This is a genomic window from Leptospirillum ferrooxidans C2-3, assembly GCF_000284315.1.
GTDB classification, from domain to species: domain Bacteria; phylum Nitrospirota; class Leptospirillia; order Leptospirillales; family Leptospirillaceae; genus Leptospirillum; species Leptospirillum ferrooxidans.
This window is the reverse complement of record NC_017094.1, coordinates 1,131,088-1,156,672: the sequence shown is the minus strand read 5'-3', so window position 1 is coordinate 1,156,672 and position 25,585 is coordinate 1,131,088. Positions and strand designations below refer to the sequence as shown.

Sequence of the window (25,585 nt, the reverse complement as noted above, 5' to 3'; positions counted from 1 at the left end):
AGACGCCCCGGCCAAAAATGCAACTTCCCGGGGGCAGCCACCTATCGGGATCCTGTCCTTGAGGAAGATGTTGGTGCAGGAACGATCGAGAGGATCTCAAATTCTTCTGTCAAAGGGTTCACCAGAAGGGATTCGCAAAACGACTTTGCCACCTGTGCAAAGTCTTCAAACGGTTTGTCTTCGATGATCACCTCGATAATCTTGCCGATCCGGACCGATTCAACCTCATTGGCTCCGGAATCATGGAGAGCCTGGCAGACAGCCTGTCCCTGGGGATCGAGGATTCCGGGACGGATGCGGACCAGAATGGTCATTTTCAGTTTTACGGGTGTCACTTGGGTGTTAGTCATGGCCGGTTACTCTCCTGAACACTTCCTGATAAAACTCCTCAACCTGCCCCAAATCCTGCCTGAAGCGGTCCTTGTCCATCTTCTCCTTTGTCGTGGAATCCCAAAACCGGCAGGTATCCCCGCTGATCTCGTCTCCCAGCAACACCACACCTTTGGAGTCCGTTCCGAATTCAAGCTTCATATCCACAAGGAGGATCCCTTTTTCGAGGAGATGCGCCGCCAGAAGATCATTGATCCTTCGGGCAAGACTTTCGACGGAACGAAGGACATTATCGGAGGCGAGCCCCATCATGCGGATGTGATCCCTGTTGACGATGGGATCTCCCAAATCATCCCTTTTGTAATACCACTCCAGGACAGGCTTGGGAAGGGGCTGACCTTCCGGAAGTCCCGTCCTCTTGGCAAGGGAGCCGGCCACGATATTCCTCATGACCACTTCAAGGGGAATCATTTGGAGTCTTTTGATTTTCATGACATGTTCGGATTCCTGGGAGAGGAAATGAGTCGGAATGCCATGTCTTGAAAGATAGGAGAAAAAGTAGGTTGATAATGTGCAGTTGATCTTCCCTTTTCCCCGAATGGTACCTTTTTTCAAAGCGTTGAATGCGGTCGCATCGTCCTTGAAATCCTGAATGACGACCAAGGGATCTTCCGTTTCTCTCAATATTTTCGCTTTTCCTTCATAAATCTTATCCCCGACGGACACGATTTCCTCCTATTGCCGTTTTATGGAACACTCTTCCGAGCACAATCAACAACCTTCATTCCCGGAATGATGGTGATGCTCTCCCAGTACCCGGTCATAGATCTCATCAAGCCCTGACAAAAATGGAGCGGGGTCAAATGCGGCCAGAAGTTCACTCTCGGGAAAGGATGCAGGCATATCAACATGAATTTTCAGATTGGTCAGAAGGTCATTGGTTCCTGACCAGGTTTGCATAGCCGCATCCTGAACAATCTTATAGGCTGTTTCACGAGGAAGCCCTGCCCGGGTCAGGGCAAGAAGCACCGACTGGGAATAAACGAGCCCTCTGGTCATCTCGAGGTTCTGCTTCATTCTTTCCGGATAGATGATGAGATCCTTCAAGATGCCGCCAAGCCGGACAAGCATATAATCCAGAAGCCCAAACGCATCCGGACCGATCACCCGCTCAACCGAGGAATGGCTGATATCGCGTTCATGCCAGAGGGCAACATTTTCAAAAGCCGCCTGGGAATAGGAGCGAAGAAGCCTTGCAAGACCGGTAATATTTTCCGATCCAATGGGGTTTCTCTTGTGGGGCATGGCGGAAGAGCCTTTCTGGCCAGGTCTGAAAGGCTCTTCCGCCTCCCGCACCTCCGTTCTCTGCAGATGGCGTATCTCGACTGCAATCCGTTCAAGCCCGGAACCGATCAGGGCCAGCGTTGAAAAAAGCTCGGCATGGCGGTCCCTTGCAACAACCTGGGTCGCCATCGATTCCGGTTTTAAGGAAAGATCGGAAAGAATGGCGGTTTCCAGAGAAGGAGAAATGTGAACCGCAGTTCCCATGGCTCCGGACATTTTTCCAACTGACATGGTCCTTCTCGCATGAGAGAGACGCTCGGAATGCCTCTCCATTTCGGCATACCAGGACAGGAACTTGACACCGAAAACGATTGGCTCGCCATGGATACCATGAGTTCTCCCAACCATCAAGGTGTTTTTATGGGCAAGGGCCTGCTCCTTGAGAATGGACTTGAACGCATCAAGAGAATGCTGGATCTGGTCGATCGCCTCCAGGTAGACGAGGGCTCCTGCCGTATCGATCAGATCCTGGGAGGTCATTCCGTAATGAAGAATGGAGCGGGCTCCTTCCGGAAGCTGTTCCGATATCATCGTGAGAAAACTGATGATGTCATGGCGCGTCGTTTGCTCGATCTCATCCATCCGTTTTGGATCGAGACGAACCTTCGCCCCTAAAAGCTCCGAGACCTTCTGCTGGTCGATAATCCCCTTTTCCGCCAGGACCTTTGCCGAAACCTTCTCTACATGGAACATGACTTCAAGACGATGGTCGACATCAAAAATGGCCCTCATGACGGGACGGGTATAACGGTCTATCATTCTTTATCCTTTTTTGAAAAAATGCTTTTCCAGAGGATCATCCTCCCGAAACCAAATATCTTCCTCAAATCGCCACCTTCAAACAGGGGACCGAACCCAAAAGTTGTTCCAGAATATCTCTCCCCAATTTCCCATAAAAGCCCCAAAGATTACAAGAAAAACAGGAATGGCTGAGAATTCGCTCTTTTAGGGTCTGAAAAGAAAGTACCCCGGAAAAGATCAAAAAGGCTTGGCGAAAAAATTCTCTCAGAATCACTGAAAGGGACCAAAGACTTTCATGGATTTTGAGAGTATTCTCCTCGAAATATCCTCAAACCAACCAGAATATCCCTGGCCTCGGCCAGAAAAACCTCATTGATCGGAAACGCTTTATGAAAAGAACCCCTTTTCCCATTGAACTTCCCTTTCGGACTTTTGTCGCCATTACCTTTGCGGGAACGATCGCTTTTCACCTTGTTGGCCTTGCTATTCATACCACGATTTCCAGACAAAAAACGCATCTGGTAGCCCAGATTGAAACTTTGGCCGAAATCCGTAGCCAGGTATCGGGCCTTGATTCCAGTCTCTCTCTATTGAGGGAAAGAGTTGGCCGGACTATGGATCATTTATCAGCTCCAGAGCAGAGCCCAATGAACCAGAGGAATCTCCAGAAGATTTCGGGAGAATTCCATCTGATTTTTATGTTGCTGAAGAGTTTTGAAGCCAATGGAGACCGCGCACAAAATCACCTTGTTCAGAAATGGGTGAAAGAAATGGACGATCTGAACACATGCAAAGTCAATAAGGGACCGGATCTGCACAATTGTCTTTTGGGTGTTCAGGATCGCCTGTCGACTTTTTTATCCCAAATTCAAAAAGCAAGAGGAACCATTTCCTCTGAACTCTTGAGGGTTGAGGCTCATCAGTCCAGACTGGAGTATTGGGATACGATCCTTTATTGGTTAACAACCGTATCCGGTTTATTGTTCATGGGTCTTGGATGGAGAAATGTCCTCCGTCAGGTGGGAAGCCCCATGCATGATGTCACAGACTACCTGGAGAGTTATCAGGAGCACTCTCCCTCGGCACCTCCCATCCTCCCCTCCCTTTTCCAAATACGCGAGATCCGGATCTTAAAAGAGTCCATGACCAATATTCATAATGATTTTCTCACGGGAATCCTCGCCCGGCATGCCATCATGGGGGTTTTAAAGCGGGAGGTCGAACTCTCCGGACGGTCAGGGGCACCATTGTCGGTGGCGATTTTCGATGTCGACTTTTTCAAGAAGGTCAATGACCAATATGGACATCCTGCCGGAGACAGGGCATTGCAACACGTTGTCTTGAAAATCCAGCAATCGATCCGGAAAACGGACTGGTTTGGCCGTTGGGGCGGAGAGGAATTTCTGCTGATTTGCCCCAATCTTCCCAAAGAAGATGCATGGAGCAGACTTGATGAAATCAGGGAGGCGATCCGGGAGCCTCTCGTTCTTTCCCCTGTTGCAACCATCATTCTATCGGCAAGTGTCGGAGTGTCCTTCTTTCCGGAATCCCCCGACCTTGAAACCATCATGACCTCTGCCGACAAGGCGCTGTACATCGCCAAGGAATCCGGACGAAACAGGGTTGTCCTCTCTTGAAGGGATAATGAGATTCAAAAACAGGCTACAGGCAGTCTTCCGGTCCGGGGATGATTCCTTTCGAGATACCGAACGGAGAGAAAAAGGATTCCGCCAGAAAGCTCAAGTATTTTTTTCGGAAAGACTGGAAACTGCGGGAGAGATGCCTCTCGGGGTCATGGAAAAAGAGCTGCTTCAGAGCCGCATGGCCGGAGGATTGTTTTTGGATAATCCTCTTTTTTTCCGACTCTTATGGTGATTTTCAAATCAGGAGTGGCAAGGACTGAAACCTCTGGAAACGTCGACAGGACTTCTGGAGGAAGGGATCTTCCGTCGATAATGACATTATTGACGGAAAGCCCCATCAAAGTGTCCGGAAGGAACGGAAGACGATCCCCAGCCTTTCCCTTTTCAAAGGGAATAATCAGGATGCCGTTGGGGACCGGCGTATCGATGGGATAAAAAAGAAACGATTCCGGATATGGCTTGACCCCCTTCATATGAGGGGACAGCCCTCGGGAAATCATCCCGCTGTGCCAGATATCCAGCCAGGAGAGGAATCCGGAAAGTTTCCGATCACCTCGGGGAAAAAAGGAAATCCACAGGGGAGCGTCAGAAGAAAAAAGAGAGGTCAGTGTTGGAAGTGGAATCTCTCCATGATTGGCCAAAAGGGCTGATTCAGCCACCGGAAGAAAAGAAGGGCCTTTCTGATGATCCGGAGACTCCCCTTCCATCTGTCAGGAACCGGGGTCTTCCCGTTGCGGAACGGGAGCCATGGCTTTTTCAGCGCTATGCTCCATGCCGATCCTGTGAAGAATGCCATTGATGAACGGGATCGCTTCCGGTTCGCAGTACTGGTGAGCCATTTCCAGAGCCTCATCAATGCTGACCCTGAAAGGAATAGTCTCTTCATGCAAGATCTCGTAAGTCCCTATCCTCAAGATATTGCGTTCCACCTTGGCCATTCGGTCGATCGTCCATCCAGAAGCGGTATCAGCAATCAGACTATCCAGAACCGGCTGATTTTCCTGGATGCCCATAAGGAGTCTGTCCCGAAATTCCCGACTTTTGGGATCCAGATCATCTTTTGCCGGAAAAACCTCTTTGGGGGAGAGGTGCGTCCCTTCACCGTACTCTCTCGAAAAAAGAGCCTCCAGAACCATCACCCTGGCTTCCCTCAGCGCATTTCTCCTGGATCGGCCCATCGATTTTGACTGTTTTTTTTCGCCATTCTCCGTCAATGGGTGGCCGATCCGAAGGTATGGGAAAGTCCTGCCATAAAAAGAGCACAACTGGCGGCATCAACACCCTTGTGGCCTGATTTGCCCCCGACCCTGTCGAGTGCCTCCATGAGGGTATTCGTCGTCAAGACACCAAAGATAACGGGAACATGGTGGATCTGGGACTGATTCATGATCCCTGAGGTGACACCTGAAACAACGGCATCATAATGTCCTGTTTCCCCACGAATGACACATCCCAAAGCGATCGCCGCAACATGCCGTTTTTCGGAAAGAACCACAGAAAGGATGTAGGGGATTTCCATGGCTCCCGGAACCCGGTAAAGATCCACGATCAGGTTCTCTCCACCTTTCTGTTCAAGCTCAGAAAGGCAGCCCTCCAGAAGACGGTCGGTAACAATGCTGTTGAAATCCGAAACAACAACAAGGATCCTGCTGGAGCCATCCCTTGTCGGGACGTTTGGCAAATGACGGACTAGATTCAATTGACCTCCTAAAGTTGGCTCAGCAGATGGCCCAGTTTATCCCTTTTGGTCGTGAGATAGCCCCGGTTTTTCTCCCTGGGAGCAATTTCGAGCGGAACCCTTGAGACGACCTCAAGACCGTAACCTGCGATACCGACAATTTTTCTCGGGTTGTTCGTGATCAGGCGAAGCTTTTTCACCCCCAGGATATGGAGGATCTGCGCACCGATCCCGTAATCCCTGAGATCGTCCTTGAATCCAAGCTTGATGTTGGCCTCGACGGTGTCGTACCCCTGCTCCTGGAGTTTATAGGCCTTGATCTTGTTGGCAAGACCAATTCCACGGCCCTCCTGATTCATATACAGGAGGATCCCGTTCCCCTCCGCCTCGATCATTCGGAGAGACTCCTGGAGCTGGGGACCACAATCACATCTGAGAGAGTGAAAGATATCCCCGGTGAGACAGCTTGAATGCACCCGTACAAGGATGGGTTTTTCGGGATCAATAATCCCTTTCACCAATGCGAAGTGGGGTCCCTGATCGACCATGTCCTCAAAAACCACCGCACGGAAATGCCCATACTCGGTAGGAAGATCGGCTTCGGCCACCTGGCACACCAGTTTTTCCTGACGAACCCGATAGGCAATCAGATCGCGCACTGTGGCAATCGGAATATTATGTTCCTTTGAGACGATTTCAAGATCCGGGAATCGTGCCATTGTCCCGTCTTCATTCAAGATCTCGCAAATGACACCGACAGGGATCACGCCGGCAAGACGCGCGAGATCCACTGATCCCTCGGTCTGTCCGGCCCGTTTGAGAACCCCGCCTTCCTTGGCCCGGATCGGAAAGATATGTCCGGGGCGAACAAGATCGGTCGGAAGTGCATCCGGATTGGCGATCTTCTGGATGGTGAGGGAGCGGTCATAAGCGGAAATCCCCGTGGAAATGCCCTCTCGCGCATCGACACTGATGGTAAAGTCCGTACCGTAAGTGGCTTCGTTCACTGCCGCCATCGGATCGAGATGAAGTTTTTCCGCTTTTTCCTGTGTCAGGGTGACACAAATCAGCCCACGACCATATTTTGCCATAAAATTGATCGCTTCAGGTGTCACAAACTCGGCTGCAATGACAAAATCGCCTTCATTCTCGCGATCCTCGTCATCACTCAGAATAATCATCCGGCCATGTTTAATATGGTCAATCGCTTCCTCAATAGAAATCGTTGGCAACGATTATCCTCCTTGTTTCCAATGTACGCCTGGAAATGTCCGATTCAAAACCGAACCCAGACGAATCCCTAATTTCCCTTGAACTGGTTGGTAACCGGAACGCGCCAGTCTTTTCCGAATGCTCTCAGGGATATTTTAACACCGGGAGGAGACTGTCGTCTCTTATATTCGGATCCCACGATAAGACGAAGAATCTTGGCCACCGTCACCGGGTCGTGTCCCCTGGCGACAATCTCCGCATATCCCATGTCTTCCTCGACATAGGCCCGCATGATCGGATCGAGGATTTCGTATGGGGGGAGAGAGTCGGAGTCCTTCTGGTTCGGCCGGAGTTCGGCGGTCGGTTCTTTTAACAGGATCCTCTGGGGAATGCGACCGGGCTTGAGAACATTGACCCGGGTGGCAAGATCATACACGAGAGTCTTGGGAACATCCTTCAAGACCGCAAATCCGCCGGCCATGTCCCCATAAAGCGTCATATACCCCACACTCATCTCCGACTTGTTTCCAGTGGTCAAAACCATCCAGTGAAACTTGTTGGAAAGAGCCATCATCCAGAGGCCCCGGATTCTGGCCTGAAGATTTTCCTCTGTGGTGTCTGCGGGAAGAGTTCCAAAAAGGGGCTGTAGCGTATCGAGCATGGCCCCATAAATCTGGGAGATGTTCAATGTCTGGATCTTGATCCCGAGATTTGAGGACAGGGCAAAAACGTCCTCGAAACTGTCCTGGGATGTAAACTGGGAAGGCATAAAGAGACCATGCACATTCTCTTCTCCCAGCGCATCGACAGCAATCGCCGCCACCAAAGCCGAATCGACCCCTCCCGAGAGCCCCACAAGAATCTCCTTGAAGCGATTTTTACGGACATAGTCCCTGACCCCGAGGCAAAGGGCCTGGTAAATCTCGTCTTCCGATTCGAGCGGAACCGTTTTCTGGGTTTTTTTCAGAGGAGAGTTGTCCAGGAGCGGACTGGCTCCCCTTTTAAGACTATCCCGGATTTCCCATATCGAAACAGGGGCATCCCAGAGTGGATCGCTCTGTGAAGGGAGACGCTTGTCCTTTCGTCGTCTGGGGTCGTGAAGTCGAACCCTGAAGACATGGTCCAGATCCACTTCACAAATCATGAAATCTTCCTGGAAAGCCTTGCCGCGGGCTTCAATCTCTCCTTCAGGACCGATCAGTAGACTCTGTCCGTCAAAAACCAGCTCGTCCTGTCCCCCTACGGTATTGATATAGGCGATATAGGTCGTGTTGTCCGCTGCCCTGGTCTGGAGCATCCTTTCCCGGACCTCTCTTTTTCCGGCGTAAAATGGGGAGGCAGAGAGATTGACGATAATCTCGGCATCCCCATAGAGGGCCTGATGATAGAGCGGACCCTTCGGATACCAGATATCTTCACAGATATTGATTCCGATCCTCATTCCCCGGAAGAGGATCACCGGGTTTTCAGTCCCTTCCTGAAAAGTCCTGTTTTCATCGAAGACACCATAATTCGGAAGGTATTGCTTGTGATAAATCCCCTGGACCTTTCCGTTATAAAGAATCGCCGCAGCATTATAGATATCGTCTTTCCTGTCGACAAATCCGACCACGACCATAAGATCCGTTGCCAGCGGAAGGAGCGAGTCGAGTGCTTCCTTGTTTTTCTCGATAAAAGCCGGTCGAAGAAGAAGGTCCTCGGGCGGATAGCCTGTGATGGCAAGCTCCGGGAATGCAATGATGTCGACCCTCTCGGATCTGGCATGCTCTATGAGCTGACGGATCTTTGCAAGATTCCCTTCTATATCCCCGACGGTCGGATTCATTTGGGCAAGGCCTATTCTAAGTCGTCTCATTGAATCTCCTGTCTGATGACCAATCTGGATTTTTGCTCAAATAGGGGCCGGAAAAACGCCCTCTCAACGAAGCCCTTTTTCCGGAGAAGGATTTCCCACGGCCAGGATGGCGCCGATCAGTTTTGTCGCATCCGGAGAAAGCCAGTCCCTAGGCCCTGTTAATCGCCCGATCAGAATGCCCCTTGAATCGATCAGGTAGGTTTGGGGGATTCCAAGCCCAAAATACCGGGAATCGATTTGCCCCTTCCGCCCCAGAAGGACCGGGTAGGAAATAGGGTACTTTTTCATAAACTCTGTCACATGTTGCGTCCTTCTGTCCATCGCAACCGATACCACCCTGACGTGCGCCCCGGACCATTTTTTGGAAAAGGCATCCAGCGAAGGAATCTCTTTTCGGCATGGGACACACCAAGTTGCCCAGAAATTCAGGACAACAAGATCTCCCCGGTAGTCGGAAAGATGATGGACGACACCGGATGGGTTGGGAGCAGAAAGGTCAGGGGCTATCATCCGGTTGTCAAAGACCTGAAGACCCATCGCCTGGGCAAGGGAATCAGGGATTGTCTGCGTCAGGGAAGTCTCCCCGGCTCCTGCCGATAACGATGGACAGGCTAAACCCATAAAAGTCAGAAAAAGGAGCACGCCAAATGAAGTGTGAAAGAGCCGGTTCATGATGGCCATCAAGAGGAACTCCTTCTGAAAGACCGGAAACAGGAGTGAACGGGGTTCATTTTCTGCCCATGTCGATCTGGGTGTACAAAAAGATTCCTGCCGCAACAGAGAGGTTTAAGGAATCAATCTGTCCCCTCATCGGAAGACGAACTTTCCAGTCGGAAATCTTGAGAACCGGGCGGGAGGCACCTTTTTCCTCCGATCCGATGACAACAAGAAGAGGATCAGGAAATCGGGTGCCATAAACTGCTTCCCCTTCCAATGAGAGAGCCGCGATGCCATACCCCATTTTTTTAAGCCCCAGGATCGTATTCGCAGGGTTGCCACACCTGACAAGAGGAAGCGTGAACATGGCTCCGGCCGAGGCTTTGGCACAAACCGGGGATAACGGAGCCACCCGCCTCTTCGGCATAAGGGCTCCCTTCACTCCGGCTGCATCACATGTTCTCAAAAGTGCCCCCAGATTCCTTGGATCAAGCACCCCATCCACCATCACAAGCGGTGAAGGAAGCTCCATGGAGTTGAATCCGCCTAAAAAGGAGTCCAGGTCCAACATTTCCACAGGCTCAAGAAGAGCGATAACCCCTTGATGGACCAAATCGCCGGAAAGACGGTCAAAAGCCTCCCGTCCAAGAAAATCAACAGCGATGGCAAGAGATCTGGCTTTTGCCACAATCTCCATCCTGCGCTGGTCCGGCTTGTGGTCATCCTTCAGATACAGCCTGGCCACACGCTTGGGATCATGTCTCAGTATTTCAAGAACCGCCCTCAGCCCCCCAACGAGGGGAGGACCGGCTAAATCCTCCGGATCCGTGGCAGACCTCCCGGATTGTCCATCAATTCATACCCCGCCTGCTTCAGGCGATCCCGAATTTCATCCGCCAACTTGAAGTTTTTGGCAGCCCTGGCCTCTTCCCTCTTTCGGATCATTGCTTCGGCTTCAGCCACAGAAAGAACCATTGTTGAAGATCCTTTTTCGCCTTTGCCGAAAACCCAGTCCTCAGAAGGAACCGACAGGATTCCGAAAACCTCCCTGACCGTCAAGAGAAGCCTCAATGCACCCGAAAGTTCGGCTTCCGAAGGATCTCCGCCTGAATCCAGCTTTGGATTGAGTGATGTTTTCGCTTCATGGAGGATCCTTAGGGCAACCGCCGTATCCATATCGTTTGCCAGGGCCTTCAGAAACTTCCCCGATGCTCCGGAAAACAGGGGACCCGGAAGAACTCCCCTGGTGTCGGCGACCTTGTTCAAGCGGATCTGGAACTCATGAAGACTGTCGAGAGAGGCTTTTGCATGACCAAGGGACTCTTCAGAGATATCGACCGGGGAACGATAATGAGTGGAGAGGAAAAAGATCCGAAGCCATTCGGCGGTAACAGGATCTTTAAAGGGGGAGGTTTCAAAAAATGAGCCGATTCTGAAACTGTTCCCCAATGATTTCGCCATCTTCGCATCATTGATGGTCACAAATCCGTTATGAATCCAGGTTGTTACGAATGGCTTCCCGGTTGCGGCTTCGCTCTGTGCCCGTTCATTTTCATGATGGGGAAAAAGAAGATCGAGCCCCCCGCCATGAATGTCGAATGATTCTCCGAGCTCATGAAGGCTCATCGCCGAACATTCAATATGCCAGCCGGGTCTTCCGGGACCGAACGGAGCCTCGTAGTAGGGTTCCCCTTCCTTGATCCCCTTCCAGAGGGCAAAATCGAGGGGATCTTCCTTTTCTTCATCAGACTCCACCCGTGCACCGGATCTGAGCTCGGAAATCTGCTGATGGGAAAGTTCCCCGTAGGCGGGGTAGCTTTTGACCCGAAAATAGACACTCCCGCCCTTGGTATAGGCATGCCCCTTTTCGAGAAGGGTCTGTATCAGGGAGATCATATGGTCCAGATAGAGCGTAGCCCGGGGTTCAACCGAAGGAGAAAGGACTCCAAGACGCTTCATGTCCGAATGGAAGGAATCGATATAGGTCGAGGTGATCTCTCCGATCGTCTTTCCAGAATCATTGGCTTTTTTGATGATCTTGTCGTCGATGTCGGTTATGTTTCGGACATAGCGAACTTCATATCCCAGAGTCAGAAGCATCCTGTTGACAGTATCAAAGACGATCTGGCTTCTGGCATGACCCAGATGACAATCATCATAAACGGTAACGCCGCATACATACATGGAAACCTTGCCCGGCTCCCGTGTTTTCAGAAGCTCTGTCTTTCCGGTCAGGGAATTTAAAAAAGAAGGTGTCAAAAACATCCGTATCTCTCCATTGTCGTTCCATTTCCCAATACATAACAAAACAGCATGCCGGAAGGAATCTTCCGGTAAACATCGGACAACAAGTGTTCCTTTTGCAAAAAATTCACATGTATGATCTTTTTTCCTTCAGAAACGCTCTCAAGCTGTGAAGGATCCTGAACCACCTTGACATGGGGAAGCCCAAGTTCGGATAGAACGATCGAAAGCTCTTCCGCAATTCCAGGATTTTCTTCAAAGATGGAGATCCTGAGTGTCAGCTCCGACAGGATCACCAGAAAGTATGGGTCGGTCGGAGAGATCAGCAGAACCCTGTCCCCTCTTTGTACTCCGGATTCCACAAGGATTTTCGAGACCTCGAAAACTGATGGGGCAGGCCTTCCGGCAAACCCTCCGACCCTTTCTTTACCATAGAGGACGTCCATCGGAATGGACGGAAAAAGGGACTCCCTGGGGTGTTTCAGGATCGCAGAGAAGAGTCTCGGATCCGCTTTTGGAAAAACCCGGGACAGCTCCGAGACCAGATTGTCACGATATCCTCTCGAGTCATTGCCTTTCATCAAAAGCTCTTCATCTCGATGAAAGGAGTTGCCCCGAGATCATCACAAGTCACTTTTGCCCAAAGTGGCACCTTGGATCCCGAAATGAGGGCTTGTTCCACCTGTAATCGATCCATCTTTCTCCCAGTCCGAAATCCTCCCCATCGAAGGGAAATGCGTCAGATCCAAATGAAGCGGCGTAATGGAAACAAATCCATGGTCAATGGCATGCAGGTCGGAATGCGGATCCGGCTCGTAATCCCTGGAGTTCAGACCGATCCAGAAATATGGCCGCCCCCTCGGATCCTGTTTCCGGATAATGTTATTTTCATTCAAGATTCGCTTTCCAAGGTGTGTGACCCTGACCCCTGAAAGATTTTCCTTGGTGCGATTCGGGATATTGACAGAATAGAGCACTTGGGGATCACCAGGATTCTCCAGAATCCTTCCGATCAGATACCGGGCAACATGAAGGGCTGTATCCAACTGGAACGGCATTCCGTCCGCTTCAGGGCTTTCAAGGGAAAACGCCATTGAAAGTGATCCAAGGAGCGACCCCTCGAAGGCTGCAGAAACGGTTCCCGAATAGGTCACATCATCGGCAAGATTGCACCCGTGATTAATGCCGGAGAGTACGAGGTCCGGCTTTCTGGGTAAAATGACAAAACGCGCAAGATTGATGCAATCGGTTGGCGTCCCATTGACCGCATAATGATTCTCCCGCCGCTTGGTATATCGAAGAGGCTGATGGAGGGTCAACGCATGCGATGCGGCAGAGCGCTCCTGGTCGGGAGCAACCACCACGATCTGGCCAAACCCCTCGGCTGCCTCTTCAAGGACGCGGATACCATCCGAATCGATACCGTCATCATTTGAAATCAGAATCAGGGGTTCTTTATTGGAAAAGTTCAATGATTATCCTAATGTTGAAGAAAATCCAAATGTTTTGGGCCATTCATCATTATGGTGCCAGGAAGTGCCATCTGCAATGGGTCAAAACCGATACGCCCCATCAAATGCTCCCAGAGAGACCTTCACAGGAGACTTTCCCTTGCGACTTCAACAGGGGAGTTTTTCGGAAAACCTCCTCCGGCATAAAAAAAAAGGAGGAGCCCCAGAAAAATGGAACTCCTCCAAAATTGGTCGGGGCGAAAGGATTTGAACCTTCGACCACTCCCACCCCAAGGGAGTGCGCTACCGGGCTGCGCTACGCCCCGATTTCGTGATCATTTCGTTCCATGACATGGAGTGCCTTGCGCACATCAGTCAAGACATCCCAAAGCAATACAGCGGACTGCTCCCCTTTTCCACTCATAAGAAGCTCTTTGGCTCCTTCAAGGGAACGGCCCTCATTCTTGACCAGCTGAGTGATACGCCCCAAAAATCGGACATCCTCTTCCGTGTATTCCCTTTGCCCTCCGGGGGTCTTTCTGGGAGAAAGAAGCGGTATCGTACTTTCCCAATAGCGGAGTGTTGAAGGGGAAACACCCAGCATTCTGGAAACATCACCAATCCGGAATTTTTTCTGGGATCGGGAAACCATAGGATCCCCTTCCAGCTACTTTTTGAAAAAAGACCGGCTGGGATGGAAAAGAACAGTATGGTGCTCCGGAATGGGAACAGGCTCCCCTGTTCGGGGATTTCGGCCGGGCCTCGCCTTGATCTTCCGGACAATAAATGTTCCGAACCCTGAAATTTTCACATCTTCGCCACGTTCAAGCGAGCTTGCGATTTCTTCAAGGAAAAAATCGAAAATTTTGCCCACAGATCGAGCTGTCAGCTCCTGATTTTCCCCATCTTCCAGAACATGCCGGACAATATCTGATCGTTTCATTACCCATCCCTTCCTAAAAAAGACCCCTAATCATAGTCAACACCCATTTCCGTGTCAATATCGGGCAACCGTCCGCTCCCATGGCAAACGCCCCTTTTGGAGTCCCGGATAAAGCGGACAAGCTCCCGGACAAGTGGGCTGGGATCACTTTCAAGCTGGAGAAGCCCCCTTTCTTCCATCTTACGACGTCCGAACAAAATTCGGAAGGCCATTTTCAGCCGGGACCTCTCCTCTGCCGAAATGCCGGCCCGCTTGAGCCCGACCCTGTTCAGGGATCTGATCGTATGGGTTCCGTCCATGATGCAATACGGGGGAACATCACGGCTTGTGCGGGAGCCTCCCCGGAGAAGGGCCAGTCTTCCGATCCGGACAAATTGATGAACCAGGACACCTCCGGAAATAAAAGCCTGGTCATCGACATGAACATGACCGGCCAGAAGAGCGCCATTTGCCAGAATCACCCGATTGCCGATCTCGACATCATGGGCCACATGGGATAGCCCCATCAGAAGATTATGGTCTCCGACCACCGTCTTAAGACCTGACCGAGAACCTCTATGAATCGTTACATATTCCCGAATTTCATTTTGGGAACCGATATGGGTCCATGTCTCTTCTCCATTGTAGGAGAGATCCTGGGGAGCATGTCCGATAACGGCACCCATATGAATAATATTGTTTCGTCCCATGATGACCCACGGACCAACAGAGACCCGTTCCATCAGCACCGTTCCGGGTCCGATGGAGGACGGCCCCTTCACATGGCACCAGGGACCAATCCGGACACCCCGGGAGATCTCCACAGAATCCTCAACAATCGCTGTGGGATGAATTTCGGCCTGTGGCCAATGAGGATTTTGGGTCTTGGAATCTGTCACTTTGGCTTTACCCCCGATTTCAATAGCCAATAATCAATGCTGTCTTTCAGTGCCATCAGGCTGGCGCTGATGACATTTTCGGAGACACCGACCGTTCCCCACAGTTGGGATCCGACACCAGACTGGATCAAGACCCTGACACCGGAACTCGTTCCCCTGTCTCCGGTCAACACCCTCACCTTGTAATCCACCAGTCTGATCTCTGAAACCTCAGGGTAGAAAGGTGTCAGTGCCTTCCTGAGAACCAGATCAAGAGCATTGACCGGACCATTTCCCAATGCCGCGGTGTGTTCATGGCTCTCACCAACCCGAATGCGCATGGTCGCCTCTGAAAGCCCCCCTTGCCGCGAGGACTGCTGATCCATGAGAATATGAAAAAATTCGATCGTGAAAAAAGGTTGCATCGTCCCCATCGCCGCGCGCATCAAAAGCTCGAAGGAGGCTTCTGCTCCCTCAAACTGGAATCCCTGATGCTCAAGTTCTTTTAAACGATGAAGAATCTTCTCGGCCTCAGGGCTCTCACCATCCATGGATATTCCATATTGACGGGCTTTTTCAATCAGGTTGCTTTTGCCTGAGTGTTCGGAGAGAAGGATCCGCTGTCGATTTCCCACAGATGCCGGATCAATATGTTCATAAGCCCGGCTGTTTTTTCGGATGGCATGAACATGGACACCGCCCTTGTGCGCAAAAGCCGATTCGCCCACAAAAGGAAGATTTTTGGGAAGAGGACGATTCTGGAGTTCAAAAAGAAGGGAGGCCAAGTGCTTGAGACGGGACAAGGCCTCTGGCGTTGAAACCTCCATCCCCATCTTCAGGGAAAGATTCGCCATCACCGAGAGCAGGTTGGCATTTCCGCAACGTTCGCCGATTCCATTGATCGTCCCGTGAATCTGGCGGGCACCGAGCCTGACGGCACCGAGACTGTTGGCAACAGCCAATTCGCAATCATTATGCGCATGAATGCCAAGAGGCGTGGAAATAGCCTTTTTCGTCTCCCCGAAGATTTCAGAAAGTTCCCATGGGAGGGTCCCTCCGTTGGTATCGCACAGAATAACCCAGTCGGCACCTGCCTCTGATGCGGCCTTGATCGTATCGATCGCAAAATCGGGATTGTCTTTATACCCATCAAAAAAATGTTCCGCGTCATAGACCACTTCACGGCCATGATCCTTCAGAAAAGCAACGCTTTCCCGGATCATCTCGGCATTTTTGGCAGCTGAGACGTTCAGGACCTCTTTCACATGAAGAGACCAGGACTTTCCGAAGATTGTGACAACAGGTGTCTCTGATGCCAACAGGGCTTTTAAAACAGGATCTTCGGAGGTCTTGTTATGGGCTTTTCTTGTAGAGCCAAAAGCGGCCATCTTGCTTCTGGAAAGGGGGATTTCCCGGATTCGGCGAAAGAACTCGATATCCTTCGGATTGGCTCCGGGCCAACCACCTTCAATATAGTCAACACCAAGAAGATCGAGCTCAATGGCGATACGGATCTTGTCTTCGATCGTAAACTGGATATCTTCGGACTGACTACCATCCCTCAAAGTCGTATCATACAGGGTGACAGGCCCCATGAGACCTTCCATGACAACGGGAAAATCCGCTCCGGTTTTGGTCTGCCGCGTATCGTTTTTATCCATTGGGCATCTCTTCTCCCTACCGATTGATCATGATTCAGTTTCCCGAAAGATGCGGCTGTCCATTGGGCAGCGACCGACTTTCAAGCTCGAATTCCTTGTGGAGCGTCCGGACAGACAGCTCCGCATAACGATCTTCAATGAGACAGGAGATTTTGATCTCGGAGGTCGAGATCATGACAATATTGATTCCTTCCTTGGCAAGAGCGGAAAACATCCGGGCAGCGACTCCCGAATGAGACCTCATTCCCACCCCTACAATTGAGATCTTGACGATATCCTCTTTCACCCGGATCTCACCTGCCCCGATTTCCTTCGAGAAATCCAGCGCGATCCTTTCGGCCTTTCTGGACTCCGAGCGGGGAACGGTAAAGGAAATATCGGTCATCTGGTCCTGCCCAATATTCTGGACAATCATGTCCACAATAATCGAGTGGCCGGAAATATCCTCAAAAAGCCTCGCGGCCAGTCCCGGTCGATCCGGAACATCCGATACCGTAATCTTCGCCTGATTCTTGTCCAATGTTACCCCTGATACAACGATTTGTTCCATTCCTTTCTCCTCTTCTGTGACGAGTGTGCCCGGGTCGTCCGAAAAAGTGGAACGCACGCGAACAGGCATTTTGTATTTCATGGCAAACTCGACCGATCTGGTCTGAAGAACCTTTGCACCGAGAGAGGCCATTTCAAGCATCTCTTCATAGGCAATCCGGTCAATTTTGCGGGCCTGGGGAACCAGGTTGGGGTCAGTCGTGAAAACGCCGGTCACGTCAGTATAGATATCACATCTTTGGGCACCAATCGCCACCGCTATGGCAACAGCCGTCGTATCCGAACCACCCCGGCCAAGTGTTGTCACATTCTCCTGCGGACTTATCCCCTGAAATCCCGCAACGATCGGAACGATTCCCGCCTCAAGGCTTTGCGCCAACGGCTCTGACGAGATGCTTTCAATTCTGGCCTTCGTATGGACATTATCCGTTTTGATACCGACCTGGCGCCCAGTCATGGAACGGGCGGGGATCCCCATATTATTGAGACAGATAGCCAAAAGGGCAGAAGTTACCCTCTCTCCTGATGACATCAGCATGTCCATTTCCCTCTCGGGAGGGTCCGGGGAAAGTTCATGTGCGAGTTTGACAAGGCGGTCTGTCTCCCCTGCCATCGCCGAAACCACAACAACAACCTGATCTCCCGAAGAGAGCGTTTTCTGAACAATGCCCGCAACAAGCCTGATCCGTTCAATGGAACCGACCGAGGTTCCGCCAAACTTCTGGACGATTAATGCCATACCACCATTTCCCCCGCAGAATCTTTCCATATCTTTTGCCAGCGGGTGAGATCCCACTGGCTTTCTTTTTCGGCAATAGCCTCTGTGAAACGAACGCCATTGGTCGTTCCAGACTGATTGAAGCTTTTATTTCCCGTCACAATCAGGACAGGAACGGGACCAGCCCCATGCTCCCCCGTTTCCGGGTTTGATCGATGATCCGATGTCAAAAATACTTCGTCCACCTCGCCACTTTCCAAAAGGGAGAGAAGGTCCCGAGAAGCTTCCCGATCAAACCGTTCCAGAAACGACTGTTTCTCCTCCCGGTTTTTACGGTGGCTTGCAAGGTCAAATCCTTCGATGTGAACCACGACCGGAGATATCCCGTCTGCCAGATATCTCCGGGCAAAACGCATGATTGACGGAAAGTCCGTATCGGTCTCACCGGACGCACCGGGAACAAAGGGATGCTCCAGCCCCATATAGGCGCCAATCGCCCTCGCAATGGGAGCGCCTGCGATCATGACCCCACCAGAAGGTGCCGGTTTGGTCAGGGGAACGATAGTGTGCCAAGGGCCGGCTCCCCAAGGCCAAAAACCGTTCAAACGACCGGAAACATCCGTCGTATGGGTAATTTTTTCAAGAAGCCACTGGGCCCAATCACTTCGAGGATACTTTTTCCCCAGAGATGGTGAAACAAAGTCCTCCCTGGAAAAAGAGGAGGCCATTTTCTGGGGGATCCGGACAAGAAGCCTTAAAATGGTATTCTTCCGGGCCTCCCGAAGCGGGTAAATCCTTAAGCCGGACTCCCGGTCATGGTAATAGTCTCCTGCTTCGACCGAGTCAAAAAAAGCCCATAGCCTGCCAATGGACTCACGATCCCCCACATAGTCCTTAAGCCTCCCGTCCGAATCGTAACAGGCAGGGTTCAAAAGAATGGCCATGCTTCCATCTTCGCATTCGGCATGCGGAAAAAGGCAAGACAATAGAGTGGCCCTCGGAGGAAGCGGCTCCTCCTGGGGGAATCCCAAAAGCCTGAGGATACCCCGTTCGGATGATGGGGGATAAAGGGTTGGAAATTCTTCGGTTCCGGATTCCGGTTGAAGATCCAGAAAAGCCAGCCATCCCCTTTGGGCAAGCTCATCCAGAAAGGGTGTCCTGGCCATTTCCATGGTCGTAACCGTCTTCGGGGACTCGCACAATCCATCAAGAATGAACAGAAGACGTCTCATCGCTCGTTTCGAAAAAGCACGTCAGAAACCCAGAACCTCAAGAACAGCCTCTCTTGAAGGCGGAACCGATATATGCGTATAAGGAACTGATAAGGCTGTTTCGGGATCCTTCAGACCATGTCCTGTCAACGTGCAGACAACAACATCACCCTGGCGGAAGAGTCCTTTTCTCGCATAGGCAATCACGCCCGCCAAGGAAGCAGCGGAAGCAGGCTCGCAAAAAACCCCTTCTTCCCTGGCCAGCATTCTGTACGCTTCCAGGATATGCTCATCGGAAGCCGCAATAATCTCCCCCCCCGATTCAACAGAAGCGTTTGTTGCCCCAGTCCAGGATGCGGGATTACCGATGCGGATGGCTGATGCGATTGTCCTGGGGTTGGGGACAACATGTCCGAGTACGATCGGTGCGGCTCCTTCGGCCTGAACACCTACCATTTTGGGGAGGGCCGCAATACGTCCGATATCCCGGTATTTTTTGAAACCCATCCAGCTTGCCGTTATGTTTCCGGCATTTCCAACCGGAAGGAAATGGAAGGTCGGAGCGCTTCCCAGAACATCACAGATTTCAAAAGCCACAGTCTGTTGGCCTTCAATCCTGTCGGGATTCACGGAGTTGACCAAAGCAACCGGATGGGTCTTGGAAACGTCCCGGACAACTTCAAGTGCCTGGTCGAAAAGACCCTGGACCTGAATCACCACAGACTGGTGCATGACAGCCTGCGCAAGTTTACCCTTTGCGATATTTCCCTCTGGAATCACCACATAGACCTTGAGTCCTGCCCGCACACCATAAGCGGCTGCCGATGCCGAAGTGTTCCCTGTCGATGCGCAGATCAGGGCTTTTGCTCCCTTTTCCAAAGCTTTTGTCACAGCGAGGGTCATCCCCCTGTCCTTGAAGCTGCCCGTCGGGTTTTGACCTTCAAGCTTCACATAAAGGGAAATCGGAGCCTTGATGATATCCGGTATGCGGAGCAACGGAAGGAGTGGAGTGCCACCTTCCTTGAGGGTGACAATCTTGGTGGACTCGGATACGGACAAAAACTCCCGGTAGTTCTCTATCACGCCTGGCCAATTCGGGAGGCTCATTCGGAAACCCTTTCAACATGAATCAGGACGGTGGGTTCAGTGACATGATGCGAATGGTCAATGATCTCGAGTGCCGACTGGATGCTCGCTTGCGTTGCGGTATAAGTGAGGATGACCACAGGAACACTTCCGCCTTTTTTACGGCCTTTCTGAATGACCGACTCAATACTGATTCCATGTTCTCCCAAAATTCCGGACAGAAACGACAAGGTTCCGGGCCGGTCATGAGCCATGAACCGAAGATAATACTCGCTCTTGACCTCGGATCTTGGAGTCATTGGTCTTGGATGTCTTGCATCCCATGAAAATCCCAGGGGGGGGACCTGAAGGGTACATTCGGAATGGATTCCACGGGCAAGTTCAAGGATGTCACCCATCACAGCCGATGCGGTGGGATCTGCTCCTGCCCCCCTACCGTAGAAAAGAGCCGTTCCCAAAGCACGACCGGTCACTTCAACCGCATTGAAGACTCCATCGACCTTCGCCAACAGTGACTCCTCCGGGAGAAAGGCCGGGTGAACCCTCAAGTCGACCGAAGTTCCATGATCTTTTGCGATTCCCAAAAGCTTTAGGACGTATCCAAGTTCCCGACCAAATTCGATGTCAAGTTCGTTGATTCCCCTGATTCCATCGACCGGAATTTCCGAAAACGGAATAGGAACACCAAAGGAAAGCGTTCCCAGAATCGCAAGCTTATGGGCTGCATCCATCCCGTCAACATCGAAAGTGGGGTCCGCTTCTGCATACCCGAGTGACTGAGCCTGCGAAAGCGCTTCCGAAAAGGAAATCCTATCCTCGGTCATCTTGGTGAGAATATAGTTGGATGTCCCATTGATGATACCTTTCAGGGACAGCACCCTGTCTCCACCAATCCCCTCGCGCAGGGCCCGCAGAATGGGGATTCCTCCGCAAACAGCGCCTTCAAAGGCGATATCGACCCCATGGGTCCGTACGGCAGAAAAAAGCTCTTCCCCATGCAGGGCCAGCAGGGCCTTGTTGGCTGTCACAACAGATTTGCCCCGGTTGATCGCATCGAGCAGGAAGGTTTTTGCTGGCTCAATGCCACCAATCAATTCAATCACGATCTGGACTTCGGGGTCAGAGATGACATCCATTGGGTCGGTCGTAAGCTTGAATTGGGACAACCCATCCATTTTCAGGGAATGAATGGAGCGGTCTGCAATCGATGAAAGAACCAAAGGGAACCCCAGCCTTTGTTCCAAAAGCTCTTTTTCACGCAAAAAGAGCTGGATCAGTCCGGAACCAACGGTTCCAGCCCCGATCAGCCCTATAACGACTGGTTTTTTTATCGCTGACAACGGCGCTCCAAAATCTTTCGATCCGGAGATCGCTCTCCGGATCGGACTGATTGATTTGGGCAACAGAATAAAGATCTATTGCATGAAAGGATTTTTAAGAGGAAGGGGAATGGTCTTCCCTTCATCCAGAAGAACCGACCGGTAGGCCCTGAAGTAGGCGGCTACAGAGGCATGCTTCCATCCGTCAGGCTGGCTTTTGTCCCAGTTGAAAACAAGAATCTGCAACTCCCTGTCACCATAATCCCAAATCAGGACCGCATCATTGGGAAGCTGGATTCCTTTTTTCTCCTGAAGCTCCTTTGCTTCGATGACGCGTGGCGGAACCGAAAGAAGCTTTTTGGGGAGAATCTGATCGGCCGTCCAGGCAGATGGAGCTTTCGTTCCAGAATAAGGCGCCGTAATCAGTACCGCCTGCAACTTGTTATTTCTGAACTCAAACTGGAACTCCGGACTATAGCGACCTTTGCCCATCGACATCGGGGAGAAAAAATAGTAATGATCACCAGGATGGGCATCAAAGTCGGTATAGATCCCGCAAGGAAGCGCCGTCGAATCCCCTTCGCGGGGCTTCATCTTCTCATCGCCCTTTTTGAAAACCGCAAGAACACTTTCAGCGCTCGATCCAAGAGGCCAGCTCCAGGCAAACGCCTTTACCGGAACAGCCAGGAAGGAGACCGCCATCAGGGAGGCAAGGACCTGTTTTTTTCCGGCATCAAAAAACGTCCGTTTTTTTGTGTCTTTTGCCGCCAGAAAAGAGCGTTTATGGGAACAAACAAAAACTCCAGGGATTTTATAGCGCATGTTCAGCTCCCGATAATTCTGATTTCACCAGGAATCTCCGGATATTCATTGTCGCCTGACGAATCCGGCTTTCATTTTCCACAAGGGCGAATCGGACATGATCATCTCCTGCGCTTCCGAAACCGACTCCGGGAGAAACACCGACCTGCGCCTCCGACATCAAAAGCTTTGCAAACTCAACCGAACCCATGTGCCTGTGGATTTGGGGAATTTTTGCCCATACAAACATCGAACCCTTCGGCATCGTCACAGACCATCCTGCGCGATTCAAACCGTCAACCAGCACCTTGCAGCGTTTTTCGTAGACGGCAGAAATCTTCTGCGGTGTCTGGTCATGGTTGTTCAGCGCATGAATGCTTGCGATCTGGATCGGCTGGAACATACCGTAGTCAAGATAGCTCTTCAACCTTGTAAGAGCCCCAACGATCTGCTTGTTTCCCACCAGGAAACCGACTCTCCATCCCGGCATGTTATAGGATTTGGAAAGGGTGAAGAACTCGGCGCCGACTTCCTTTGCTCCGGGGACTTCAAGAAAGCTTGGAGCACGATACCCCCCGAAGGTGATATCCGCATACGCCAAGTCGTGGATCACGAAAAAGTTTCGCTCGTGGGCAAGTTCGACAACTCGTTCGAACAGCCCATCCGGAACGGTCATCGTGGTGGGATTATGAGGATAACAAAGAAGAACTGCCTTGAGTCCGGGACCGGCATTTTCAATGGCTTCAAGAACATCTGCCTTATGATCCCCCTCGGGATTCATCGGATAGCGGAGAACTTCGGCGCCGGCAAGAGAAAAGGCAAACGCGTGAATCGGATAGGTTGGATTCGGGACAAGAACCTTGTCTCCCGGCTCCATGGTTGCCAAAGCCAGATGTGCAATCCCTTCTTTTGATCCGATTGTGACAACAGCCTCTGTCTCCGGATCGAGAGTCACCCCATAATGCCGGTTGTAAAGGCCACAGATGGCCTCTCTCAGTTTGGGAATACCCTTCGATGCTGAATAGCGATGATTTCTGGGATTCCTTGCAGCCTCAACGAGCTTGTCAACGATCGACATGGGTGTGGGGAGATCGGGATTTCCCATACCGAGATCGATGATGTCTTCGCCCCTTCTTCTGGCGGCAGTCTTTAGATCATTGACAATACTGAAAACGTAAGGGGGAAGACTATTTATGCGGTTGAACTCCATGAAATTCCAGTCCCTCTATAATTTTGGAAGCCATTATGTTGGCACCCAAGGATGTCCCTGATCTGATAGAACCCCGAAACAATCCCCCATCGTTCTCTATAGTTCAGATATCGGGGAAAGCTCAATGGGTCCCTTCATATTTATCATATTTTCAGGAGATTGGATAGAGCAGATGTGGAATAGACTGGCTCAAATTCCTAAACAATCAGTGGAAAGGAGAGAGTCTGAAATTTTTTCAGGACATTCACTTTGAGCTTTGCTTTCTTCTCCTGTCTGGAAGGGTGGTTCGGCAGAATGGCTTCAGGCAAGTCTGTATAATCCATAATTTGCATCAAAAATCTTTTAATGTCATAATGGCTCCATGATTTCAAAGACGGAATTTCGTGTCAGATATTCTGAAACTGACGGCCAAAGAAGGGCTCATCATTCCCATTTTCCAGTATGGTTTGAGATGGGCCGGGCCGATTTTTGCAGAAGTTCTGGATTCAATTACAGGGAAATGGAGGACAACGGACTTTTTCTGGTTGTCGCCCGATTGTCCTGCCGATATGCCGCCCCGCTTGAATACGATGATCTGGTTTGTGTCGAAACATGGCTTTCATCCATTTCAAGAAAAATCATGACGTTTGATTATCTGGTCCGAAACCTGTCGACTGGGCAAATAGCCGGTTCAGGATCAACGACCTTGGTTTGCGTCGACCCAAAAGGCGATCCAAGATCCTTCCCGGAAGGTGTCTTGGAACTATTGTCTCCAAAAGTCTTGAAGTCTGAAGACCTTCCCACCAATTCAAGGGCGGATAGCTCAGTCGGTAGAGCGCAGCTCTTACACAGCTGATGTCGCAGGTTCGATCCCTGTTCCGCCCACCATTTTCGAAGTATCCCGTCCAAACCCCACGAAAGCAAAAATAAGCCTTTTTTATCGTCAAACGTGAGAATTGCTGACTTTCTCCATGGGAACAACCGGCATCCCCGGACCGATCTTCTGCTGATTTCCAACGATAATTCGGTCACTATCGGAAAGACCTTTAACGGCTTCGATCAAATCACCCTCCATGACACCCAGAACAACAAATCGGATTTCAACCTTGTTGTCTCTCGAAACAACATAGACAAACTTTCCGACCTGATTCGACCCGACCGCTATCTGGGGAATCATGAGCGCGTTCTGTCGGTCCCCGATATGGAGCCGAACATGCACCCACTCTCCCGGGATCAGCGTCTTTTGTGCATTCGGAATGGTGACTCTTGCTGTAATCGTCCCTGTCTGCCGGTCAATCACATTGTCCAGAAAGGATAAGGTTCCATTGTAAGTTTTCTGATGATTCCCGGCCAGACGAACAGTGGCTGGCATCTTGCCAGCGGACCTGTTCTTTAAAATATCCGCCAGATCTGACTCGGGCGGATTGAACGTGGCATAAATCGGATCGAGTTGGACAAGAGTATTGATCTGTGTTCCTGAACCAATCAAGTTGCCAGTGTAAACAAGGCTTCGGCTGAGCCTCCCGGAAAATGGAGCCCGGATCTCGGTATAGCCCATGTTGATCTTGGCAAGGGCAAGCGCGGCCTTGTCCGCCAGAATGGTGGAGGCCGCCTGATGCATCACGCTTGTCGACTGCTGAAAAACATCCTTTGAGACATCTCCATTGACAACCATCAGCGCATTTCTTTTCTGATTGGCCCTTGCATATTCAAATGAAGCATTGTCCCTGTCCACCTGAGCCTGAGCCTGAGCCAATGCTGCCCTATAGTTTCTCTGGTCAATCCGGTAGATCAGCATTCCCTTCCTGACATCGGACCCATCCGGAATCAATTGATCTTTAAGATATCCGGTGACCATTGCCTGCAGTGCGACATTCCGGATGGCTTCTGTCGTCCCGACATAATCTTTATAAAGAGAAACCGTTTTTCTCACACCCCTTTGGACGGGAACAGGCATTCCCATCATGGCGGGAGATGTTTTTTCTCCTCCCATGAGCGCAAGCCATCCTTTCTTTTCTGCAATAGAGACACCTCCCACAAGGATCACCGCCACGAGAATGGCTATACGAAGCTTTCCATTTTTTTTGCTATCCATT

At 51.0% G+C, this 25,585-nt stretch carries 27 protein-coding genes and 2 tRNA genes; 3 read left to right on the top strand and 26 right to left on the bottom strand.

The window, feature by feature from the left end; translation table 11 throughout:
• Positions 1 to 41: 41 nt before the first annotated feature.
• From purS to purB, 3 genes are read right to left on the bottom strand one after another with little or no spacing between them, the layout of a single operon-like run.
• Complete coding sequence (gene purS, locus LFE_RS05895) at positions 42 to 350, bottom strand: phosphoribosylformylglycinamidine synthase subunit PurS (protein WP_014449325.1); 309 nt, start codon at positions 348 to 350, stop codon at positions 42 to 44.
• Entirely contained in the window at positions 343 to 1,056 is a 714-nt protein-coding gene (gene purC, locus LFE_RS05890; RefSeq protein WP_014449324.1) for a phosphoribosylaminoimidazolesuccinocarboxamide synthase, read from the bottom strand. The genes purS and purC overlap by 8 nt, the downstream gene beginning before the upstream one ends.
• 45 nt (positions 1,057 to 1,101) lie before the next feature.
• Positions 1,102 to 2,433: an adenylosuccinate lyase gene (purB, locus tag LFE_RS05885; RefSeq protein WP_014449323.1), complete on the bottom strand. Its 1,332-nt coding sequence runs from the start codon at positions 2,431 to 2,433 to the stop codon at positions 1,102 to 1,104.
• 371 nt (positions 2,434 to 2,804) lie between these two features.
• Between purB and LFE_RS13050 the strand changes: the two genes are divergently transcribed.
• Entirely contained in the window at positions 2,805 to 4,052 is a 1,248-nt protein-coding gene (locus LFE_RS13050; RefSeq protein WP_014449322.1) for a GGDEF domain-containing protein, read from the top strand.
• A 155-nt stretch (positions 4,053 to 4,207) separates the two neighbouring features.
• Here LFE_RS13050 and LFE_RS05875 read toward each other — a convergent pair whose 3' ends face one another.
• The 22 genes from LFE_RS05875 to LFE_RS14520 all read right to left on the bottom strand — a co-directional run bounded on the left by LFE_RS05875 (position 4,208) and on the right by LFE_RS14520 (position 23,833).
• Positions 4,208 to 4,765, bottom strand: coding sequence for a hypothetical protein (locus tag LFE_RS05875; RefSeq protein WP_014449321.1), 558 nt, complete (start codon positions 4,763 to 4,765; stop codon positions 4,208 to 4,210).
• 3 nt (positions 4,766 to 4,768) lie between these two features.
• Positions 4,769 to 5,272 (bottom strand): transcription antitermination factor NusB, encoded by a 504-nt coding sequence (nusB, locus tag LFE_RS13045; RefSeq protein ID WP_050989492.1) that lies wholly within the window; start codon positions 5,270 to 5,272, stop codon positions 4,769 to 4,771.
• The gene (gene ribH / locus LFE_RS05865; RefSeq protein ID WP_014449319.1) at positions 5,269 to 5,757 is read right to left on the bottom strand and encodes a 6,7-dimethyl-8-ribityllumazine synthase; all 489 of its coding nucleotides are present in this window, start codon (positions 5,755 to 5,757) and stop codon (positions 5,269 to 5,271) included. The genes nusB and ribH overlap by 4 nt, the downstream gene beginning before the upstream one ends.
• 8 nt (positions 5,758 to 5,765) lie before the next feature.
• Complete coding sequence (locus tag LFE_RS05860; RefSeq protein WP_014449318.1) at positions 5,766 to 6,968, bottom strand: bifunctional 3,4-dihydroxy-2-butanone-4-phosphate synthase/GTP cyclohydrolase II; 1,203 nt, start codon at positions 6,966 to 6,968, stop codon at positions 5,766 to 5,768.
• Positions 6,969 to 7,036: 68 nt separating this feature from the next.
• On the bottom strand, positions 7,037 to 8,803 hold the full coding sequence (locus LFE_RS05855; protein ID WP_014449317.1) for an NAD+ synthase: 1,767 nt from the start codon (positions 8,801 to 8,803) through the stop codon (positions 7,037 to 7,039).
• A gap of 63 nt (positions 8,804 to 8,866) precedes the next feature.
• A complete protein-coding gene (locus tag LFE_RS05850; protein ID WP_014449316.1) occupies positions 8,867 to 9,484 on the bottom strand; it encodes a TlpA family protein disulfide reductase in 618 nt (205 codons plus the stop codon).
• A 46-nt stretch (positions 9,485 to 9,530) separates the two neighbouring features.
• On the bottom strand, positions 9,531 to 10,247 hold the full coding sequence (rlmB, locus tag LFE_RS05845) for a 23S rRNA (guanosine(2251)-2'-O)-methyltransferase RlmB (protein ID WP_041774085.1): 717 nt from the start codon (positions 10,245 to 10,247) through the stop codon (positions 9,531 to 9,533).
• A 23-nt stretch (positions 10,248 to 10,270) separates the two neighbouring features.
• Positions 10,271 to 11,725, bottom strand: coding sequence for a cysteine--tRNA ligase (cysS, locus tag LFE_RS05840; RefSeq protein ID WP_014449314.1), 1,455 nt, complete (start codon positions 11,723 to 11,725; stop codon positions 10,271 to 10,273).
• Positions 11,716 to 12,285, bottom strand: a complete 570-nt coding sequence (locus tag LFE_RS05835) for a hypothetical protein (protein WP_014449313.1) — start codon at positions 12,283 to 12,285, stop codon at positions 11,716 to 11,718. Before LFE_RS05835 ends, cysS begins: the two co-directional genes overlap by 10 nt.
• Positions 12,286 to 12,327: 42 nt before the next feature.
• Positions 12,328 to 13,176: a 5'/3'-nucleotidase SurE gene (surE, locus tag LFE_RS05830; protein WP_014449312.1), complete on the bottom strand. Its 849-nt coding sequence runs from the start codon at positions 13,174 to 13,176 to the stop codon at positions 12,328 to 12,330.
• 228 nt (positions 13,177 to 13,404) lie between these two features.
• A tRNA-Pro gene (locus tag LFE_RS05825) sits at positions 13,405 to 13,481 on the bottom strand.
• Positions 13,472 to 13,807, bottom strand: coding sequence for a MerR family transcriptional regulator (locus LFE_RS13450; RefSeq protein ID WP_014449311.1), 336 nt, complete (start codon positions 13,805 to 13,807; stop codon positions 13,472 to 13,474). Before LFE_RS13450 ends, LFE_RS05825 begins: the two co-directional genes overlap by 10 nt.
• Positions 13,808 to 13,822: 15 nt before the next feature.
• On the bottom strand, positions 13,823 to 14,098 hold the full coding sequence (locus LFE_RS05815) for an integration host factor subunit alpha (RefSeq protein ID WP_014449310.1): 276 nt from the start codon (positions 14,096 to 14,098) through the stop codon (positions 13,823 to 13,825).
• 26 nt (positions 14,099 to 14,124) lie between these two features.
• A complete protein-coding gene (gene lpxA / locus LFE_RS05810) occupies positions 14,125 to 14,976 on the bottom strand; it encodes an acyl-ACP--UDP-N-acetylglucosamine O-acyltransferase (protein WP_014449309.1) in 852 nt (283 codons plus the stop codon).
• Positions 14,973 to 16,616 (bottom strand): citramalate synthase, encoded by a 1,644-nt coding sequence (gene cimA, locus LFE_RS05805; protein ID WP_014449308.1) that lies wholly within the window; start codon positions 16,614 to 16,616, stop codon positions 14,973 to 14,975. Before cimA ends, lpxA begins: the two co-directional genes overlap by 4 nt.
• Before the next feature lie 34 nt (positions 16,617 to 16,650).
• On the bottom strand, positions 16,651 to 17,904 hold the full coding sequence (locus LFE_RS05800; RefSeq protein ID WP_014449307.1) for an aspartate kinase: 1,254 nt from the start codon (positions 17,902 to 17,904) through the stop codon (positions 16,651 to 16,653).
• Positions 17,895 to 19,115, bottom strand: coding sequence for an alkaline phosphatase family protein (locus LFE_RS05795; protein ID WP_014449306.1), 1,221 nt, complete (start codon positions 19,113 to 19,115; stop codon positions 17,895 to 17,897). Before LFE_RS05795 ends, LFE_RS05800 begins: the two co-directional genes overlap by 10 nt.
• Positions 19,116 to 19,136: 21 nt before the next feature.
• A complete protein-coding gene (gene thrC / locus LFE_RS05790) occupies positions 19,137 to 20,201 on the bottom strand; it encodes a threonine synthase (RefSeq protein WP_014449305.1) in 1,065 nt (354 codons plus the stop codon).
• Positions 20,198 to 21,520 carry a homoserine dehydrogenase gene (locus LFE_RS05785; RefSeq protein WP_014449304.1) on the bottom strand — a complete coding sequence of 441 codons (1,323 nt, stop codon included), beginning with the start codon at positions 21,518 to 21,520 and terminating at the stop codon, positions 20,198 to 20,200. Before LFE_RS05785 ends, thrC begins: the two co-directional genes overlap by 4 nt.
• 75 nt (positions 21,521 to 21,595) lie before the next feature.
• Positions 21,596 to 22,321, bottom strand: a complete 726-nt coding sequence (locus tag LFE_RS05780; protein WP_014449303.1) for a hypothetical protein — start codon at positions 22,319 to 22,321, stop codon at positions 21,596 to 21,598.
• Positions 22,311 to 23,510: an aminotransferase class I/II-fold pyridoxal phosphate-dependent enzyme gene (locus LFE_RS05775; RefSeq protein WP_014449302.1), complete on the bottom strand. Its 1,200-nt coding sequence runs from the start codon at positions 23,508 to 23,510 to the stop codon at positions 22,311 to 22,313. The genes LFE_RS05780 and LFE_RS05775 overlap by 11 nt, the downstream gene beginning before the upstream one ends.
• A gap of 197 nt (positions 23,511 to 23,707) precedes the next feature.
• Positions 23,708 to 23,833: a hypothetical protein gene (locus LFE_RS14520; protein ID WP_269763954.1), complete on the bottom strand. Its 126-nt coding sequence runs from the start codon at positions 23,831 to 23,833 to the stop codon at positions 23,708 to 23,710.
• Between the two features lie 38 nt (positions 23,834 to 23,871).
• On the opposite strand from LFE_RS14520, the gene LFE_RS14675 reads away from it, so the two are divergent.
• Entirely contained in the window at positions 23,872 to 24,345 is a 474-nt protein-coding gene (locus LFE_RS14675) for an acyl-CoA thioesterase (RefSeq protein WP_081495457.1), read from the top strand.
• Positions 24,302 to 24,377: transfer RNA gene (locus tag LFE_RS05765), tRNA-Val, on the top strand. Before LFE_RS14675 ends, LFE_RS05765 begins: the two co-directional genes overlap by 44 nt.
• 55 nt (positions 24,378 to 24,432) lie before the next feature.
• Here the strand turns inward: LFE_RS05765 and LFE_RS05760 are convergent.
• A complete protein-coding gene (locus LFE_RS05760) occupies positions 24,433 to 25,584 on the bottom strand; it encodes an efflux RND transporter periplasmic adaptor subunit (RefSeq protein WP_014449301.1) in 1,152 nt (383 codons plus the stop codon).
• Between the last annotated feature and the right edge of the window lies 1 nt (position 25,585).